15 protein-coding genes are annotated in these 18526 nt (G+C 33.4%); 4 read left to right on the top strand and 11 right to left on the bottom strand.

Annotated features, from left to right (window positions below):
* Position 1: 1 nt before the first annotated feature.
* A complete protein-coding gene (locus P8I29_06925; protein ID MDG1917524.1) occupies positions 2-1477 on the bottom strand; it encodes an oligosaccharide flippase family protein in 1476 nt (491 codons plus the stop codon).
* 90 nt (positions 1478-1567) lie between these two features.
* Here P8I29_06925 and P8I29_06920 point away from each other — a divergent pair, with 90 nt between their 5' ends.
* Positions 1568-2191, top strand: a complete 624-nt coding sequence (locus P8I29_06920) for a PIG-L family deacetylase (protein ID MDG1917523.1) — start codon at positions 1568-1570, stop codon at positions 2189-2191.
* On the opposite strand, the gene P8I29_06915 is transcribed toward P8I29_06920, so the two are convergent.
* From P8I29_06915 to lpxK, 9 genes are all read right to left on the bottom strand, one after another.
* Positions 2175-3281 carry a hypothetical protein gene (locus tag P8I29_06915; GenBank protein MDG1917522.1) on the bottom strand — a complete coding sequence of 369 codons (1107 nt, stop codon included), beginning with the start codon at positions 3279-3281 and terminating at the stop codon, positions 2175-2177. The two genes, P8I29_06920 and P8I29_06915, sit on opposite strands and share 17 nt — an antisense overlap.
* Positions 3278-4570, bottom strand: a complete 1293-nt coding sequence (locus tag P8I29_06910; GenBank protein MDG1917521.1) for a glycosyltransferase — start codon at positions 4568-4570, stop codon at positions 3278-3280. Before P8I29_06910 ends, P8I29_06915 begins: the two co-directional genes overlap by 4 nt.
* Positions 4570-6960, bottom strand: a complete 2391-nt coding sequence (locus P8I29_06905) for a YfhO family protein (protein MDG1917520.1) — start codon at positions 6958-6960, stop codon at positions 4570-4572. The genes P8I29_06910 and P8I29_06905 overlap by 1 nt, the downstream gene beginning before the upstream one ends.
* 10 nt (positions 6961-6970) lie before the next feature.
* Positions 6971-7123 (bottom strand): hypothetical protein, encoded by a 153-nt coding sequence (locus tag P8I29_06900; protein ID MDG1917519.1) that lies wholly within the window; start codon positions 7121-7123, stop codon positions 6971-6973.
* A 90-nt stretch (positions 7124-7213) separates the two neighbouring features.
* Positions 7214-10063, bottom strand: coding sequence for a carbamoyl-phosphate synthase large subunit (gene carB / locus P8I29_06895; GenBank protein ID MDG1917518.1), 2850 nt, complete (start codon positions 10061-10063; stop codon positions 7214-7216).
* A 152-nt stretch (positions 10064-10215) separates the two neighbouring features.
* Positions 10216-10374 (bottom strand): 50S ribosomal protein L34, encoded by a 159-nt coding sequence (gene rpmH / locus P8I29_06890; GenBank protein ID MDG1917517.1) that lies wholly within the window; start codon positions 10372-10374, stop codon positions 10216-10218.
* Between the two features lie 73 nt (positions 10375-10447).
* Positions 10448-11779 carry a choice-of-anchor B family protein gene (locus P8I29_06885; protein MDG1917516.1) on the bottom strand — a complete coding sequence of 444 codons (1332 nt, stop codon included), beginning with the start codon at positions 11777-11779 and terminating at the stop codon, positions 10448-10450.
* A gap of 1 nt (position 11780) precedes the next feature.
* Positions 11781-12548, bottom strand: coding sequence for a purine-nucleoside phosphorylase (locus P8I29_06880; protein MDG1917515.1), 768 nt, complete (start codon positions 12546-12548; stop codon positions 11781-11783).
* A complete protein-coding gene (lpxK, locus tag P8I29_06875; GenBank protein ID MDG1917514.1) occupies positions 12532-13605 on the bottom strand; it encodes a tetraacyldisaccharide 4'-kinase in 1074 nt (357 codons plus the stop codon). Before lpxK ends, P8I29_06880 begins: the two co-directional genes overlap by 17 nt.
* Before the next feature lie 72 nt (positions 13606-13677).
* Here lpxK and P8I29_06870 point away from each other — a divergent pair, with 72 nt between their 5' ends.
* The 3 genes from P8I29_06870 to P8I29_06860 are packed head-to-tail and all read left to right on the top strand — an operon-like array spanning position 13678 to position 17066.
* On the top strand, positions 13678-14772 hold the full coding sequence (locus tag P8I29_06870; protein ID MDG1917513.1) for a Nif3-like dinuclear metal center hexameric protein: 1095 nt from the start codon (positions 13678-13680) through the stop codon (positions 14770-14772).
* 2 nt (positions 14773-14774) lie between these two features.
* Positions 14775-15539 carry a C4-type zinc ribbon domain-containing protein gene (locus tag P8I29_06865; protein MDG1917512.1) on the top strand — a complete coding sequence of 255 codons (765 nt, stop codon included), beginning with the start codon at positions 14775-14777 and terminating at the stop codon, positions 15537-15539.
* Positions 15540-15590: 51 nt separating this feature from the next.
* Positions 15591-17066 carry a hypothetical protein gene (locus P8I29_06860; GenBank protein ID MDG1917511.1) on the top strand — a complete coding sequence of 492 codons (1476 nt, stop codon included), beginning with the start codon at positions 15591-15593 and terminating at the stop codon, positions 17064-17066.
* Here P8I29_06860 and P8I29_06855 read toward each other — a convergent pair.
* The gene (locus tag P8I29_06855) at positions 17063-18526 is read right to left on the bottom strand and encodes a hypothetical protein (protein MDG1917510.1); all 1464 of its coding nucleotides are present in this window, start codon (positions 18524-18526) and stop codon (positions 17063-17065) included. The two genes, P8I29_06860 and P8I29_06855, sit on opposite strands and share 4 nt — an antisense overlap.

Here is an 18526-nt window from a genome sequence, read left to right as displayed (position 1 = left end):
TTCATTTCCTTCTTAGCTTTTCCATGCTATTATGAATTATATGGCTAATATCCTCTGACAGTTTAAAATACTGAACAACAGCAATCACTAGAGAACAAGCAATAACACAGCGTATAATAATGTTTATTATAGATGATATTAGAGATGCTGATGAAAGTGGTAAAATACTTATCAAAAAGTAAATAACTAAAATCATTAGTAAAGCAATAGCGGTTTTGATACTAAAAGGATGAAAATTCATTTTTTTGTAGACGTACAACATTCGTACTGAATTAAACGTCAGAATAGAGACAAAAGTTGCTAATGCCGCCCCATTAATTCCAAATTTTGGAATAAAAATAACGTTGGTAATAAAGGTGACAATAAATAGGAAAATATTAAAATAAATAATTGATTTATAATAAGACGAGTGAATCAATATTAAACCATGTAAGCCTGCAACAAGATTAACCAATTGAGCTGAACCGATAAACAAAACGACATACTTTCCATGAGAAAACTTTTCAGGAAGTATTTGTAAAATATCATCAATATTTAACATAACACACAAAAATATAACCCCACCTATTATCAATAAATTAATGGATGTCTTAGAGTAAATATTCTGAATATTATTCTTGTTATCTTCTTCAAATGATTTAGCTATTAAAGGCGAAGAAATAGAAGAAATAGATCGTGAAGGAACCTTTATAACACTGCCTATAAAAAATGCTAATCCATAATAAGCGACTTGCTTCAAATCTAAGTAATGTTCTATCATTAACATATCAAAACGAGAAACCAAAACTGCCGCTCCCCCTCCTGTAAGTACATAAAAGCCATATTTAAACTGTTCTTTTAAATGTGCTTTTGAAAAATTAAATGAAAATGAAAGACGTTTATTTTTTAATTGAATATAAAATAACGCCATCAGCTTCACGATATATATAGCTATATAGCAATACAAAAACTGATGAAATTGTATCCATTCATAGTTGTATAGTATCAATAAAAAAAGCACCCCAATCCTAACAAATACTTCGTTAAAAAAAACAGGGGTTGAAGAGTCTAAATATGAACGGGATATACTAGAGAATAAATCAAAAAAGCTAAGTGAGAACACTAGAAAACCAACAAGATAAAAATACTCTTGCAATAGTGGCGTTGATTCTAGAGATGAAAGCAAATAATTTTCAAAAAAGAAAAAAACTAATAAGAAAAGTAAAAAGCCTATACCACAAAGTATAAATGAAAAGCTAAACAATTCTCTTTTATCTTTTAGTTTAGGAAAGAAACGCAATAAAATGTTCGGACTACCTAAATGAGAAAAAGTAGAAAAAATGACAGAATAGGAAACCAAGATTTGTAATAATCCCCAATATTCAGGGTTACTTTCAAATACGTGCGGAAAAATTAAAATGGTGTTTATAGCACCAATAATAATTCCCAAATAAAGGTTTATGGAGTTGTTAATACTTTGCTTCCTTATTATTCCCATACATTACAAATGTAAAAGATTTAATTCAGTTGATAGAATCCGAAAAAACTTTTATTAAACACTATATTTGTAGAACTTAACCTATTAACGATGAATATTTTAATTTTAGCACCTCACCCCGATGATGGTGAATTTGGTTGTGGAGCAAGTATAAAAAGATGGGCAGACGAAGGAGCAACAATTCACTACTTAGCTTTTTCCCCTTGCTATAAGTCCATTCCTAAAGATTTTGACAAAGATGTTCTATTTACTGAATTAAAAAATGCCTGTATTCATCTAGGTATTCAATCCGAAAATATACACACCTTTGACTATCCAGTCAGAGAATTCCCAAAATACAGACAAGAAATTTTAGAAGATTTAATAGCTTTTCGTAAAAAATTTGAGAAAGTAGATTTAGTCGTTCTTCCTAATTCTACAGATGTTCATCAAGACCATCAAGTTATACATCAAGAAGGAATACGTGCATTTAAACATTCTAGCATTTTGGGTTATGAGTTGGTATGGAATAATTTGAGTTTTACATCTAACTACCATACAAAACTAAACTCAGAGCAATTAGACGCAAAATGGAGTGCTATTTCAGAGTACAAATCTCAAGGTTTTAGAAATTACAAATCTAAATCGTTTATTGAAGGATTAGCTAGAGTTAGAGGCACTCAAATAGGTAGTGAGTTTGCCGAAGCTTTTGAGCTGATTAGATGGGTAAACTAATCTGTTGCAATAGACTTTTTTGCTTTTCATTTAATGTACCACAAACTATATCTTGTATAGCCCAATCTATATTGTAGGGTATCATATCAAATAATTGATTGGTTGGATCAAAAATTAGGAATGAGGTTCTATTACTATCAATAGTGATAATATAATCACCAATCATTATGGAGTTTTGAAGCCATTCCATTTCACCCAATTCAACAGGTTTTCCATCGAGAAGTGTAGTGTAATACCTATACTCCTCACCGTTTTTAACAACTACAATTTCTCCAGAATTGGTACTTGTCGCCAATGAGATATTATCGGTCTGTTTACCACCGTGAGGGTGTTGCATATTTTCAATAATGGTTTTTAAACTATTATCTTTCATATTGATTTGCATCATCTTACCCTCATGAAAAAAGGTCGCTAAAATTAGATGAGATTGATCAACATGATAAGCTACGGAATTAATAAAAGCAGAACGTTGAGCTGTTGGTAAACTTTGAGCTTTAGGATTATCAATAAGAAGATACGCTCTACCCTCTTTGTCCCATTCTTCAGCTTGTTTTTTATCTCTTGTAAGTAAAACATCTGTATTAGTTTTAGGATCTTTGCCTTTTTCGAAACCATTTTCCCAAGCAAACCATTCCCAACATAGTTTTGAATGACTTAAGCTATATTCAAAGATGCAGTCGAATCCAGAAGAAGATACCATCAATCTATTGTCATCAAAAGGTGAAAAAGAAACTGTATGTATATAGCTGAAGTAATCGTTTTCTAAGGTTTGAATTTCATCTGTTAAAACAAAGACTTTATCTTCAGATGAGACAGCAAGTTTATTGTGTAAAAAATCGACACCTCTAGGCTCTTTGAGTTGACATAGAACTTCATCATTAAAAAGCTTACCATTATTGATACTTAAAGACACCACACCACCCATGGCGGGTTCTCTACGTTTGGTACTTCCTGAACGTTTGTTTTTTTTTGAATCCAGATATCTTTTGCGAATAGCTTGTAAGTCAAAGCTCTTCACGGTAAGAAGCAAATCTATTTGACCATAGAACGTGTTATCTCTTCTAAACTTACTGATATCTATTCTTTTCATCTGGACAGATTGTTAAGTTTATTGGCTAATTTTTCTGTGAGGCCTTTTCTAGTAAAGCGTTCTAAATCTTCATGACTAAAGTCAGCAGGAGTTTCTTTCTTCCAGTTTTGATAAGCATTTTCTATTTGCTTCATTATCAAATTTTTATCACCATAATCTAGCATATCATCTCTTTTAGCGTCCGTAAGTAAGGCTGAAGCATTACCCCCTTTTGGACCTATGGCTAGAATAGGGTTTCCTGTTGCTAGATATTCAAATAACTTACCCGTTATAATTAGATGGTTTCTTTCTGATACTGGGATAACAAACAATAATAAATTGGCATCTAACATTCGCTGAACCGCTGTGTGATGGGCAGCAAAACCTTCTAAAGAAAGTTGTTCTTCCAATCCGTTTTCTTGTATTGATTTTACAATAGATGGATCAACATTACCTGTTAGAACAATCTTTAAATCAGATTTAAATTGGGGGGTTATATGAGATAATTCTTTTAAACATTCCCAAACAACAACAGCATTTTGATTTGGCTTAAAATTCCCAACATAGGAAATAGTAAACTTTTCCGTATTGTTTTTTTTCAAACTTTTAAAATCTTCATCATCAAAACCATTGTATATTAAGCTAATGTCTTTTGCTCTATCAGAAAATTCTTCAAGCATTCCATTACTAACAACAGATATAGAATCCGCATTTTTGAGAACTAAATCTTCAAGTTGTTTATCTCTCTTTTTGGTGCTTTCAGTACGAGGAAAAAAAGCATTATAAAATACAGTAGTCCAAGGGTCTCTTAAATCGGCTATCCAAGGTATGTGATGTGTTTTTTTAAGGGTATTAGCAATGAGGTGTGAGCTATGAGGCGGACCTGTACTAATTATAGCATCAATCTGATGTTCTTTGAAAATTAAATGGGCTTTTCTAATAGCAAATCTATTCCACCCTACTCTAGCGTCAGGTATGAAAAAATTAGCCCTTACATATAATGCTAAGCGTTGAAAAAAAGAACTGCCTTGAAGACCTATAGCACCTACAGTAGCATCTTTAGTTTTCTTACCTTTTAACAAATTGTACCATCGGAAAGGCTCAAAAGATTGACTCCTATAAACTTCTAAACCCTCAGGAATATCTTGTTCCAAAGTCTTATCTGTTGAAGGGTAACTGCCATTGTCTACCGTTAAAATAATCGGCTCCCAACCAAACTCTCTCAAATACTTACTAAACTTTAAAAATCGCTGAACACCTGGTCCTGAACCCGGTGGCCAATAGTAAGTAATTATGAGAACCTTTTTCATTAGTCTTTTAACTCTTTGTAAACAGCACCGAATAAGGCTACAATTACAATAAGTGAACTAAATAAAGAAATATTCTCGGTGGCATAGTAGGTGTCAGGCTCAAACTTAAATTCTATGGTGTGTTGTCCTGATGGAATTGGCATTGCACGTAATACATAATTTGCTCTTATATGAGGCATTAGCTCACCATCAATGTATGCATTCCAACCGTGAGCGTAGAAAATCTCTGAAAACACAGCAAATTGATCACTAATTGCAGATGAACTATATGTAAGACTATTTGCTTTATAATCCGTCAATTGGATTGTTGCTGTACTATCAAAATCTATGCTTGAAGGGATTTCATATCGTTTATCAATTACTACCTGATTAGCAGTATTAATCTGGCCTAGCTTTTGAATTTCATCATCAGCATTTTCAGCTATCACTAAATCCGAAACAAACCAAGCGTTGCCTAAATTATTAGGGTTACGCTGAGCAATAGGCTGATTATTTTCACCTCTTACTATAAAGTATTTAGCATTAAGCATATTCATAACGTTCATATTTCCTTTTGAAATATGAAAATCTATTAGCTCTTGATAGCGCTTTAACTTAGCTCCATGATATCCGCCAATAGACTTGTGGTAATAAGATGTGGAGGCATCGTTGAAAGGACTAACAGTGGTATTATAGACTCTGAAATTTGGGTCAGGGTCTTGTAATATTTGACTATCAGCTAGCGATGGTGAATAAGGCTGTAGTATTTTTCTTTTAGCCTTGAAATTTTCATCGTTTAAATAACGCTTATTGACTGTCCACATATCACCAAGCACAAGGACTCCAATGAGAATTATTAATGGAACTTTCTGAATTCTTTTATTCAAATATAGCCATATACCAGCCGCAGATAAAAGAATGAAGGCTAAGGAACGAAAAGCATCAGCAGTAAATAAAGAAGCTCGATCTATCTGAAGTGCATCACTTAATGCTTGACCATATTGAGCATCATTCAAACCAACAAAATCAAAAAAGGCTGTAGGCATAAGGGCAAAAACAACACACAACCCACCTACTATTCCTAAAGCATATTTAAAGGATTTCATCACCTCGATTGATTTACCTTCTTTTAGAATCTTATTTAAGGCTAGTATTCCAAGCAATGGAATAAGTAACTCCACTATAACTAAGGTAGTTGAAACCGCTCTAAACTTATTGTATCCTGGAACAAAATCAAGGAAGAAATTAGTCAATGGCATCAAATTTTTACCCCAGCTTAAAGCTAACATTAGTAAAAAGGCAGTCATAATCCACCATCGTAAATATCCTTTTATCAAGAACAATCCCAGAACAAAAAGAAAACAAGAAATGGCACCAGCATAAACAGGGCCAGAAGTAAAAGGTTGTGAACCCCAGTACAATGGTAGTTGCTTTATAATGTTTTTCGCTTGACTTGATTGTTGTGAATTTTTAAAAAGTCGATATGTTTCAGAGTCTGTCGTTAAGGGACCGCCCGATGCTCCCCCATGAAAATTTGGAATTAGTAAGGTAAAGGATTCTGCCTTACCATAACTCCAAGCAGTTGCATAATCTCTATCAAGACCTGATGTTTTATTAGATTGATTGTCAGTCAGTTCGGATTTTCCTCTTGTACTTTCGCTACCATATTCCATTGTAGTAGCGATTCTACTAACACTGGTTAACGTACCGATAGCTCCTGCTAATACAAGAAAAGCCACGTGTTTAAAGAAAACAGGCAATGTTTTTTCTTTTATGGCTTGAATAAGTTTTGCAATTCCAATAATAATCAACGTCAGAACTAAGTAGTAGGTTATCTGAAAGTGATTAGCATTGAGCATTAATGAAGTGAATAAAGCTGTTAATGCTGAACCCATTAATATCTTCCCCCTAAAAACCATGAGAAAAGAGGCTAATATAGGCGCCATATAGCCTATGGCATGAGCTTTGGTGTTATGACCTGCTTCTATAATTATAAAAAAATAGGAAGAAAAAGCATAAGCTATTGCTCCAACAATAGCTAATCGATAATCTATACCTAATGAAACGAGTAGAAAGTAAAACCCAAGCAGATAGAGAAATACTGCTCCAGCAGGTCCTGGCAAATATAATTTGAAAAAATTTCTACAATAAGAAATGAGGTTTTTCTTGTATAAAACTGAAATCTGATAAGCGGGCATACCACTAAACATAGAGTTTGACCAAAGTGGTTCTTCATCGTATTCAGAACGATGATCAACAATTTCTTTAGCCATTCCTGTAAACTGTTTGATATCTTGTTGGTCAATTTTCTTGCCCTCTAAGACAGGAGAAAGGTAAGTTAGAGATATCAATACAAAAATCACAACTGCTGAAACATGAGGAATCAGCCTTTTCCAATCTAGTGTTTTCATAATTTATTATTTATGAGTTATCATCTATTTCTTCAAAGTCAACGTATTCACCGACCGAAGAATTAGACTGTTTTTTTTGTTTTGAAGTTTTATCAATAGAAACTTCTCCCTCTCTCTTTTTAGGTTCGTTGGGTCGCATATTGCTGTGTGCTTTCTTAACCATTGTCTTAAACAAAAAAGGAAGTAAAAGTCGGCTTAAGAAACGAACCGAATAAAAAATAATAAGTATTAATAATAGCGCTTTTAACATACTTTAACGACTCAAATATAAGCTTCTTTCAGAATATACCTTTTTGAAGAATGGATCCTTCAAATCATCAATAAAATGAATGGCTTCACCAGTCGACTTCATCTCTGGTCCTAATTCTTTGTTTACATTAGGGAATTTGTTGAAAGAGAACACAGGTACTTTAATGGCATAACCATTTTTCTGAGGATCAAAATTAAAGTCTGTGACCTTTTTCTCCCCAAGCATTACTTTTGTGGCGTAATTAACATAAGGTTCTTTGTAGGCTTTAGCAATAAAAGGAACTGTTCTAGATGCTCTAGGGTTAGCTTCAATAACATAGACTACTTCATCTTTAATAGCAAATTGAATATTTATCAAGCCTACTGTTTTTAAAGCTACTGCAATTTTATTGGTAATATCTATCATTTGCTGACGCACATTATCACTCAGGTCAAAAGTGGGTAATACAGCGTTTGAATCTCCAGAGTGAATACCACAAGGCTCAATATGTTCCATTATACCAATGATGTAAACGTTTTTACCATCACAAATAGCATCTGCTTCTGCCTCAATAGCATTATCCAAGTAGTGGTCTAACAATACTCTGTTACCAGGAATGTCTTTCAATAAATTGACGACGTGGTGTTCTAATTCAGATTCGTTAATTACAATTTTCATGCCTTGACCGCCTAATACATAAGAAGGCCTAACCAATATTGGAAAATTTAAATCTTTTGATAATTCTATGGCTTCTTCCGCAGTTTCGATAACTCCAAATTCAGGGAATGGCACATTATTATCTCTTAATAAAGTAGAAAAACGTCCTCTATCCTCTGCAAGGTCTAGCGCTTCATAGCTAGTACCCATAATTTTGATACCGTAACGTTCTAACTTTTCAGCTAGTTTTAGTGCCGTCTGACCACCTAATTGAACAATAACACCTTCTGGGTTCTCGTGTTTAATGATATCGTAGATGTGCTCCCAAAAAACAGGCTCAAAATATAATTTGTCTGAAGTGTCAAAGTCAGTAGATACTGTTTCAGGGTTACAGTTAATCATTATGGTTTCGTATTCGCATTCTTTTGCGGCTAATACGCCATGAACACAACAGTAATCGAACTCAATTCCTTGACCTATACGATTGGGTCCAGAACCTAAAACAATAATTTTCTTTTTATCGGAACGACTACTTTCATTTTCAGAGAATGATTCGCCATTTGCTAATTGTTTTTTAGACTCAAAAGTAGAGTAATAATAAGGAGTTTTCGCCTCAAATTCTGCAGCACAAGTATCAACAAGCTTATATACCCTATTGATTCCCATTTCTGTTCTTAGATTGTTGACTTCACTCTCTAAGCACCTTAATAGGTGGGCTATTTGTCTATCAGCATACCCCTTCATTTTAGCTTCTAAAAGCAATTCATTAGGGATATTTCCAATATGGTATTTCTCAATTTCAAACTCCAACATTACTAGTTCTTCCAATTGTCGTATGAACCAATAATCCATTCTTGTGATATCGTAAATAGTTTTCAAAGGAATACCTAATCTAATAGCGTCATAAATTCTAAATACCCTATCGCTACTAGCATATTTCATAGCATGTAGAATATCATCTTGATTAGTCCAATTTTTGCCATCAGCACCCAAGCCATTCCTACCTATCTCTAAAGATTGACAAGCTTTTTGTAAAGCTTCTTGAAAAGATCGACCAATTCCCATCACCTCGCCAACAGACTTCATTTGTAAACCAAGGACTTTATCGGCACCATCAAATTTTTCAAAGTTCCAACGTGGTATTTTTACAATTACATAATCTAAAGTTGGCTCAAAATATGCCGATGTAGATTTTGTAATTTGATTATCGAGTTCATCAAGTGTATATCCAATAGCAAGTTTAGATGCTATTTTGGCAATAGGATAACCTGTAGCTTTAGATGCCAAAGCCGAAGAACGAGAAACTCTAGGGTTAATCTCAATAGCTATAATATCTTCCTTTTTATCAGGAGAAACTGCAAACTGAACGTTACAGCCACCCGCAAAATCACCAATAGCACGCATCATTTTGATAGCCATATCTCTCATGCGTTGATAAGTGGTATCAGATAGAGTCATGGCAGGAGCAACCGTTATGGAATCTCCTGTATGAATACCCATTGGATCCATATTTTCAATAGAACAAATAATGATAACATTATCATTTTTATCTCTCAACAATTCAAGCTCATATTCTTTCCATCCTAGTAAGGCTTTGTCTATCAATACTTCGTGAATAGGCGAAATAGCCATACCTCTTTTTAAGAGTTCATCAAAGTCTTTCGCTTCATGTACAAAAGATGCACCACTACCCCCTAAAGTATAAGATGCACGAATACATAATGGAAAGCCAAATTTTTGAGCAATTTCCTTACCTTCTAGATATGAAGTAGCCGTTTGTGAGGGTGCACAATCGATACCTATACGACTCATTAATTCTTTAAACTCTTGTCTGTCTTCAGTAATATTAATGGCATCAATATCAACACCAATAATATCTACACCATATTTTTCCCAGACACCTTTTTCATCAGCCTCTATACATAAGTTTAGTGCTGTTTGTCCACCCATAGTTGGAAGAACAGCATCAATTTTACGTTCTTCTAGAATCTCTTCAATAGATTCAACAGTTAGAGGTTTTAAATAGACATGATCTGCAACAACAGGATCAGTCATTATCGTTGCTGGATTAGAATTTATTAATGAAACTTCTATTCCTTCTTCAGCAAGAGATCTAGCAGCTTGAGAGCCAGAGTAGTCAAATTCACAGGCTTGACCAATAACAATTGGACCACTACCTATTATTAAAATGGATTGTATTGAGGTATCTTTGGGCATAATTAAAAGTGTATGTGCGAATATATTTTATTTAAAAAAAGAGCCAACTGATTTAATATTGAAACTATTAACAAAAAACATAGATTTTTTAACAGTATAGCTCAAAAAAAAGGTGTTGCAAAAGCAACACCTTAAATATCTTAAACAAACGATTAACGCTTGTGTCTTGGTTCATCTGAAACCGTTAATCTTTTTCTACCCTTAGCCCTTCTACTTGCCAATACTCTACGGCCGTTAGCTGATTCCATTCTATCTCTGAAACCGTGCTTGTTTCTTCTTTTTCTATTCGAAGGTTGAAATGTTCTTTTCATCTTGTTTGTTATTTATCCGAAATGGTTTGCAAATTTACACTCTTTTTTCTTTTAACAAAGGATTTTAAAAAGATTATTGAACACTAATTTTATGTGTACTAACACCTGTTTCATCCGTTAATTTTAAAATATAAATACCGTTACTAAGAAAATTGGTATTTAGCTGTATATTATAAACATCACTAGCATTAAATACTTTATTACCTTGAATATCATACAAATTTACTTGAGACTTATTCGTCAAATTTAAGTTCAAAACATCTGAACAAGGGTTAGGATAGATGGCGTTTTTATTATTGACTAAAACATCTGTCCCTAAAGGATTGTCATAATTTACTTCAAAAAGATATAGACCTGTTTGCATATCAGAAATTAAAATATTTCCCGAAGGTAAAAAAGGATAAACACCCCAAGCGCCCATATAACTTTCGTGATGGTCTGGCTCAAAAGTGTCGTAATAACCTATTAGAATAGGTGTAAATGGATCGGAAATATCATGAACATAAAACCCATCGTGATAATAAGCAGTGTACAAATAATTACCATTAATAATTTGATTGTGTGGAATTGAGTTTTCATCTACACCTGAACCAAACAAAGCAACGACTTCAATATTGGAAAAATCAGAAATATCAAGCATTTTCATTCTCATACCCCAAGTTTCATCCGCCATAGCATAATAGTTGCCATCGGTAGTAATCCAACCAGAATGGTTATAACCTTGATCGGGATAAGTCGGCAATGTCCCTATAACTTCGTGCGATTGATTTTCTAATGTAGTTTGACTAAAATCAACAATTACAAACCCTAGTGTGCCGGTATTGATATAGGCTGTATCATTTTCTACATATACATCATGCGAACTTAGTAATGAAGTGTTGTATAGAAACTTTGGGTCAATAGGGTTTTCTAGAGTATAAATATCCCCATTCGTAGTATATAGTCGAGCCTTTGCTGTATCAATAAAAATATTGTGCGAACGATAAAATAAATCTGAAGAATCATAAACCACAGAAACCGAATCAGGTAATGTTGATATATCTATTATCTGCAATGAACTTAACCCTTCATCTGAAACGGCGTATAAATAGTTCTGATAATCATGATAATCACGATGAATAATTTCATCACCTACTACTCTACCTGCAACAAAAGCGATCTCAGATGCTGTTGAAGGATTTGTTACATCAAAAAAGTGTGTTCCAGCAGTAGAGCCAATAATAGCGTATTCCCTATCATCAACAACAACGCCCCATACTTCATTGTACACGTTATCAAATGCCTCGGAGCCAATTAATGTATCCACACTCCATTGATATAAAAGATTAATATTCTCTGAATCTTGAGCTTGAATAGTAGTAGTGAATAGAATGTAAAAAAGCGTTGTAAATTTTAAATTTTTCATTTTACACCAATGTTTTTATTAGTTCTTCTACAATTACAGTAAGCTTGGGCTCTGCAACTTCTGCTACCTGTTGTATTTCTTCATGACTTACCTTTTGTATTTTTCCTGGCACTCCTAAATCTGTAATAACAGATATAGCAAAACATGGAATACCCATATGACGAGCCACAATAACCTCTGGTGCCGTCGACATTCCTACCGTGTCAGCACCAATAATTCTAAGGTATTTGTACTCAGCAGGGGTTTCCAAACACGGTCCAGTTACAGCAGCATAAACACCCTCAAAAACACGATAACCTCTATCAACACCGATTTGCATAGCCACATCTATCATTGATCGCTCATAAGCATCGCTCATATCTGGAAAACGTGGACCTAAAGTGTCTAAGTTTGCACCTACTAAAGGACTTGGAATTAAATTAATATGATCGTTGAGAATCATTAAATCTCCAACTTCATAATCGGGATTTACACCACCACTAGCATTCGATATAAATAAATGCTCAATCCCTAACATTTTCATCACTCGTACAGGCAAAGTAACTTCTTGCATAGAATAACCTTCATAAAAATGAAATCGTCCTTGCATAGCCACTACTGGAACATCAGAAAGTAAACCAAAAATTAATTTTCCACTATGACCTTCAACTGTAGAAACTGGAAAATCTGGGATATCTTTATAGGAAAGAGTTTGTTTTATATCAATTTTTTGGATTAGTCCGCCCAATCCTGTACCTAAAATAATACCCGCCTTAGGTTTGAAGGGCATTCTCTGCTCTAGGAACTTTGCTATCGACTCTATTTTGCTCAACATATTTTAAAATTAATTCGTTAAAGTTAGTTTTACCTTGAAATTTAAATTCTATTGGAATGTATGCAATAGATACATCCTTAAAATAACTTTCATATAGTGCTAAACGGGTAGCATCTTTTTCAGTGGTTAAAATTAACTTTTCTTCTGAATCAATCTTGTTATAACATTCAATTATTTTTTTAATATCTTTTTTCTTGAAAGAATAATGATCTCTAAAATCAAAATGCTCTACAATTTCTGAATTTGAGTTGACATAATCGTATAGGTTCTGTGAAGACGCAATAGCAGTAAGTAAAATTACTTTTTTGCCTTCAAATTGTATGTCATTTTCTGAAAAAAGACTAATTGGGGGCAAATAATTGAGATATGAATAACATAATTTTTGATGAAAAAACGGCGCTATTTGTTCTTTTAAGCGGTATTCATCAAGAGGTAATAAAGGGTATGGTGTTTTAGTAACAACTATTATATCAGCTCTTTTAAAATTATTTTTAGATTCTCTTAAACTGCCAAAAGGGAGCAAATGATCGTTGATAAATAAATTATCATAAGTCGTTAACAATATATTTAAACCCGGCTTAACCCACCTGTGTTGAAAGGCATCATCAAGTAAAATCAAATCGCATTCTTCATGTATAATATGTTGAATACCATTATTCCTATTTTCAGAAACAGCAACGTTAACATCTGGAAATTTACGAGCAATTTGTAATGGCTCATCACCAACGTCTTTAACGATAGATTTTTCTGAAACCCACTGAAAGCCACTAGAATCTCTACCATATCCTCTACTCAAAACAGCTAAACCAGCTTTATTGTCAATAAGTTTTAGAATGTATTCTACTAGGGGTGATTTACCACTACCACCAGAGCATAAATTACCTACAGAAATTATTGGCACTGAATATTCTTTGGAAGAAAAAATACCATAATCAAAAAATATATTCCTAATGAATACAACTAGACCATAAAAAAAGGCAATAGGAAGAAGAAACAATTTTAAAAATGGCATATTCAAATTAAAGGGAATAAATTTTCATTCACAACAAATATATATAAATTATTAAATACTATTTTTGGATTTATGAAAATAAATGAAATAATCAAACATCTAGAACAATATGCACCTCTTCAACTTCAAGAAGACTATGATAATTCTGGATTAATTACAGGTGATAAAAATTGGGAAACATCGAGCGCTTTAGTTTGCTTAGATTGCACCGAAGAAGTAGTTGATGAAGCTATAAAAAAATCATGTAATCTGATTATTGCACACCACCCTATTGTCTTTAGTGGTCTTAAATCTTTTAATGGCAAAACTTATATTGAACGCACTATCATCAAGGCTATAAAAAATGATATTGCCATTTATGCAATTCACACCAACTTAGATAATGTTAAAAATGGTGTAAATGAAGCTATCGCCCAAAAAATTGGAATTTTAAATTCCAAAATCCTCAGACCCAAAAAGGATTACGTCAAAAAATTAAGCTTCTACTGCCCTATTTCTGAAGCAGAAAATGTTAAAGAGAAACTTTGGGAAGCTGGAGCGGGAAACATTGGCAATTATAGTCATTGTAGCTTCACAACCGAAGGTCAAGGCACTTTTATGGGCAACGAAGATAGCCAACCTACAATTGGCAAAAAACATAGTTTGCATAAAGAAAAAGAAGAAAAAATTGAGATGGTTGTACCCTCTTATTTGAAGAGTTTGATTCTAAACACACTATTTGAAGCACATCCCTACGAAGAAGTAGCCTACGAGATTTACCATTTGGAAAATGTACACCAAAACATAGGGTCTGGACTTTATGGCGAATTAAATGAACCAATGAAAACGAATGATTTTCTCCTACATTTAAAAAAAGTAATGCAAACGGACTGTATCAGATACACTGATATTCATAAAGACTTCATCAAAACCGTTGCTGTATGCGGCGGATCAGGATCATTTTTATTAGATGATGCTAAGAGAATAAAAGCTGATATTTTTATAACAGCAGATTTTAAATATCATCAATTTTTTGATGCTGAAAACGATATTATTATTGCTGATATTGGGCATTATGAAAGTGAACAATTTACTAAAGAGTTAATATGTGGAATTCTTAACAAAAAATTTACTAAGTTTGCCACCCATTTATCAAGCATAAATACGAACCCTATCAACTATATGTAATAATGGCAAAAAAGAAAGCTGCAAAACAAGAATTTTCAATAGAAGACAAGCTGAATGCTTTACACCAATTACAGTCTATCGATTCTGAGATTGATAAAATTAGAACTGTAAGAGGGGAATTGCCTTTGGAAGTTCAAGATTTAGAAGATGATCTTAAAGGATTAGAAACTCGTATCGGAAAAATTGATGCAGACCTTGAAGACAAAGAAAAATTTGTTTCATCAAGAAAATTAGGTATCAAAGAAGCTGAAGAGCTAGTTAAAAAATATAACAAGCAACTTGGTAGCATAAAGAATAATAGAGAATACGATTCTTTAAGCAAAGAAATTGAATTCCAAAATCTAGAAATCGAATTAGCAAACAAAAAAATCAATGATAACCTTGCTAAGGTCGAGTTTTTAAACCAAACAAAAGCTACCGCTACTGAACAGTTCAATGAGAGAAAAGAAATCTTCGAAGAAAAGAAGAAAGAATTAGACAATATTGTTTCTGAAACTGAAAAAGAAGAAAAATCACTTCTTAAAAAGTCAGAGCAAGCGGAAAAGGTTGTAGATGATAGACTTTTATCTGCATATAAAAGGATTCGTAAGAACTCTAGGAACGGATTAGCAGTAGTTTCTGTAGAAAGAGATGCTTGTGGAGGTTGTTTTAGTAAAATACCACCACAAAGACAACTAGATATTAAAGCTCACAAAAAAATTATTGTTTGTGAACATTGTGGTAGAATTCTTATTGATTCTCAAATGTTCGAACCTAAAGAAGCTTAATATTTTAATTTAAATTTGTAGGGATTCTAAATCATTAGAATCCCTTTTTTTATGCGTTATTTTCTAATCATACTCTCCATAATGTTATTTTCAAAAAGTTCTTTTGCCGACTTTTTATGGAATGAAAATTGTAGGGAGGCATATACACTTACGATACAACTCAAATTTGACAAAGCTCAATTGTTATTAGAAAAAGAGAAAAATGAAAACCCTAACAATACCTTAGCCTATTTAATAGAAAATTACTCTGACTATTTAAAAATACAAGTCGGGGAAGAAAAGACTGATTTTGATATATTGAAAAAAAATAAAGAGAAGAGAATAGAAATTGTTGAAAATGACAAATCTAAATCACCATGGTATTTGTACAGCCAAGCTGAGATAAACCTTCAATGGGCAGCTAACAGGTTAAAATTTGGAGAATATTTTACTGCTGCCTTTGAAATCAATAAGGCCTATAGACTGATCCAAGAAAACAATAAACTTTATCCTGATTTTATTCCCAACAAAAAAAGCTTAGGACTACTATATACTCTTATTGGCAGTGTGCCTGAACAGTACAGCTGGATATTGTCCATAATAGGAATGGAAGGCAATATAAAAACGGGCTTAAACTTGATGGCTGAATCCATAAAAGAGATGAAAGTGGATAAAGATTATCGTATAATGCTTGAAGAAACTTATTTCCTGTATGCTTTTCTCAAAATGAATTTAGATAACAATAGAAAAGATCTAGAAAATCTTCTTACCGAACTAAAAGACAGCGACTACCTCTTGCTCAAATTTGCCTCAAGTAGAATAGCTAGTAAATTAGGCGAAAACGATTTAGCCATTCAAATTCTTGAAAACAGAATAATAAACAAGGACTACTACCCTTTTCATTACTTGGATTATTTACTAGGCATTAACAAGCAGAATAAGATGGACGATGAGTGTGTAATTCATTTTAAAAATTACCTCGATAATTTCAAAGGGAATAATTATAAAAAATCTGCTTTAATGAGAATGAGTTGGCATTACCACATTAAGGGCGATAAAGAAAAATATAGCCTTTATAAAAACAGAATTAATAGTTTAAACGGTAAGCAAGTGGACGCAGATAGAGAGGCTCAATCCTATTATAGCAATTCTAAAGCACCACATGTTAATCTTCTTAAAGCTCGATTACTTTTTGATGGTGGCTATTCAACTTTAGCAGTGGAAGAGTTAGAAAAAATTAACTCAAACAAGTTCTTTGAGAACTCCAAAAACAACCTTGAGTATTTTTACAGATACGGTAGATGTATGGAGCAGATGAACAAAAATGATGTGGCTATTAAATATTATAAAAAAACGGTTTTGGCAGGTAAAGATGATCCACTCTATTTTGCCGCAAAATCGGCCTTACAAATAGGACTTTTATATGAAATGGATAATAATTTAGATGAGGCTAAACGCTACTTCAATATTTGCATTGAAATGGAAGATCATCAATACGAACAAGGTATTGAGCAAAAGGCTAAAGCTGGACTAAATCGCTTGAACTAAAACTTCCAACCCATTGTAAAGATGAAGTTGTATGCTGTTTTTGTTACTCTATGAGCGGGTTCAAAATAGGTGTTGTACAAAGATTCAGAATTAGAATATTCTGAAAAAACATAAGCCAAATCGATATAACTAAACTGATTTCTTTTACCTAAACCAAAAGAGTAAGATTTACGCTCATCTCTATAAGTATTGAGGTTAGATGTTTCTGAGTAAGGATTTTTTACCTGAGCATATCCGGCACGAAGAACAAAAGGAGATAAATTAAGTTCAGCACCAAAACGACCATTAACAACAGATGTGTAATTAGCGTCTATAATGTTTTGTTGATTATTGAAGTAATCAAAATCATCCCCATCTATTTTCATGGTAGAATAATCGACATACTCTAAATCTGCACTTAACACGATATTATCAAGTATTAAAGCCGCCGACCCTATCACTTTCATTGGTGTTGTAATGGTATAATCATAAACACCATATGGCGATGTATAAGTGTATGAGTAGGTGCTGTCGTCTTTATGCTGAGTTCTAAGGACCATTTCCCATTCGTCGTGCAATTCGTTTAGAGTCGGTGAATGCCAAGCAACACCCAACCTAAGATTATCGCTTGCTCTATAGATAGCACCTAATTTAAGGTTAATACCACCTCCAGTAGTGAATTGATTTTCATACATATCAAAATATTCAACGCTGGAAGCAGTATCGGCAAAATTTCTTTCGTTATATCTTGATTTTTTAGTGTAATCAATTGAGGTAAGGCCCAGCGTTGCTCCTATATATAACTTTTCCATATACGAACCCGCATAGCTTATAGCAAACTCGCCCATAGAACCAAAAGTGTGGGTTTGCTTAAATTGGTCTTGACCAGTCTGTACCTCTCTAAAATAGTTTCCATCGTCAATCCAACCATTGGAATCTACTTGCAAATCAATCAAATCTGTATCGAACGCTCCTAATTCAAAAAATGGATCTAAATCATCTAGCATATACCCATCTGCAAAAGAGTAAAACACATCCACTAAGGAAGAATTAGCATTATAGGCACTTTGAATTGTATTGGACTTAAAAATCTTGGTCGTGTTGTAAGCAAATCCAAGATTAGTTCTTCTCCAATCCGATGTTGGACTAGACTTCATAGGAGTAACCAAACCAACGGAAGGGATATTAAAGTTACCTGAACCATTCGTGATTTTATTTCCTAAATAATAAGAAGCCATATCCACACCCCCAAAGTTAATTGAAAAAGCAAAATCGTAAGATTGATAAACGCCTAAACCGGCAGGGTTACTACTCAATGTTGACATATCAGCACCTAAAGCACCAAAGGCATTGGAGATAGCCGCAGAACGAGCAGTACCAACAACTGCGTTTTCAGAAAACAACAAAGCGTCTTCATGGGTTTGAGCTACGGAAGATAAAATTGCAAATACTGCTACTAAGTTTAATAGATTCTTTCTCAT

The organism is Flavobacteriales bacterium (assembly GCA_029248105.1).
Lineage (GTDB): Bacteria > Bacteroidota > Bacteroidia > Flavobacteriales > UBA7312 > UBA8444.
The sequence above is the reverse complement of the archived record's forward strand: the minus strand, read 5'-3'. Positions and strand labels throughout refer to the sequence as shown.

Bases quoted from the DNA above. Each gene is read 5' to 3' on its own strand.
- P8I29_06920 (MDG1917523.1), top strand. From the start codon at position 1,568: ATGAATATTTTAATTTTAGCACCTCACCCCGATGATGGTGAATTTGGT.
- P8I29_06880 (MDG1917515.1), bottom strand. From the start codon at position 12,548: ATGCCCTTCAAACCTAAGGCGGGTATTATTTTAGGTACAGGATTGGGC.
- rpmH (MDG1917517.1), bottom strand. From the start codon at position 10,374: ATGAAAAGAACATTTCAACCTTCGAATAGAAAAAGAAGAAACAAGCAC.
- P8I29_06860 (MDG1917511.1), top strand. From the start codon at position 15,591: ATGCGTTATTTTCTAATCATACTCTCCATAATGTTATTTTCAAAAAGT.
- carB (MDG1917518.1), bottom strand. From the start codon at position 10,063: ATGCCCAAAGATACCTCAATACAATCCATTTTAATAATAGGTAGTGGT.
- P8I29_06885 (MDG1917516.1), bottom strand. From the start codon at position 11,779: ATGAAAAATTTAAAATTTACAACGCTTTTTTACATTCTATTCACTACT.
- lpxK (MDG1917514.1), bottom strand. From the start codon at position 13,605: ATGCCATTTTTAAAATTGTTTCTTCTTCCTATTGCCTTTTTTTATGGT.
- P8I29_06900 (MDG1917519.1), bottom strand. From the start codon at position 7,123: ATGGTTAAGAAAGCACACAGCAATATGCGACCCAACGAACCTAAAAAG.
- P8I29_06870 (MDG1917513.1), top strand. From the start codon at position 13,678: ATGAAAATAAATGAAATAATCAAACATCTAGAACAATATGCACCTCTT.
- P8I29_06865 (MDG1917512.1), top strand. From the start codon at position 14,775: ATGGCAAAAAAGAAAGCTGCAAAACAAGAATTTTCAATAGAAGACAAG.
- P8I29_06915 (MDG1917522.1), bottom strand. From the start codon at position 3,281: ATGAAAAGAATAGATATCAGTAAGTTTAGAAGAGATAACACGTTCTAT.
- P8I29_06925 (MDG1917524.1), bottom strand. From the start codon at position 1,477: ATGGGAATAATAAGGAAGCAAAGTATTAACAACTCCATAAACCTTTAT.
- P8I29_06910 (MDG1917521.1), bottom strand. From the start codon at position 4,570: ATGAAAAAGGTTCTCATAATTACTTACTATTGGCCACCGGGTTCAGGA.
- P8I29_06855 (MDG1917510.1), bottom strand. From the start codon at position 18,526: ATGAGAAAGAATCTATTAAACTTAGTAGCAGTATTTGCAATTTTATCT.
- P8I29_06905 (MDG1917520.1), bottom strand. From the start codon at position 6,960: ATGAAAACACTAGATTGGAAAAGGCTGATTCCTCATGTTTCAGCAGTT.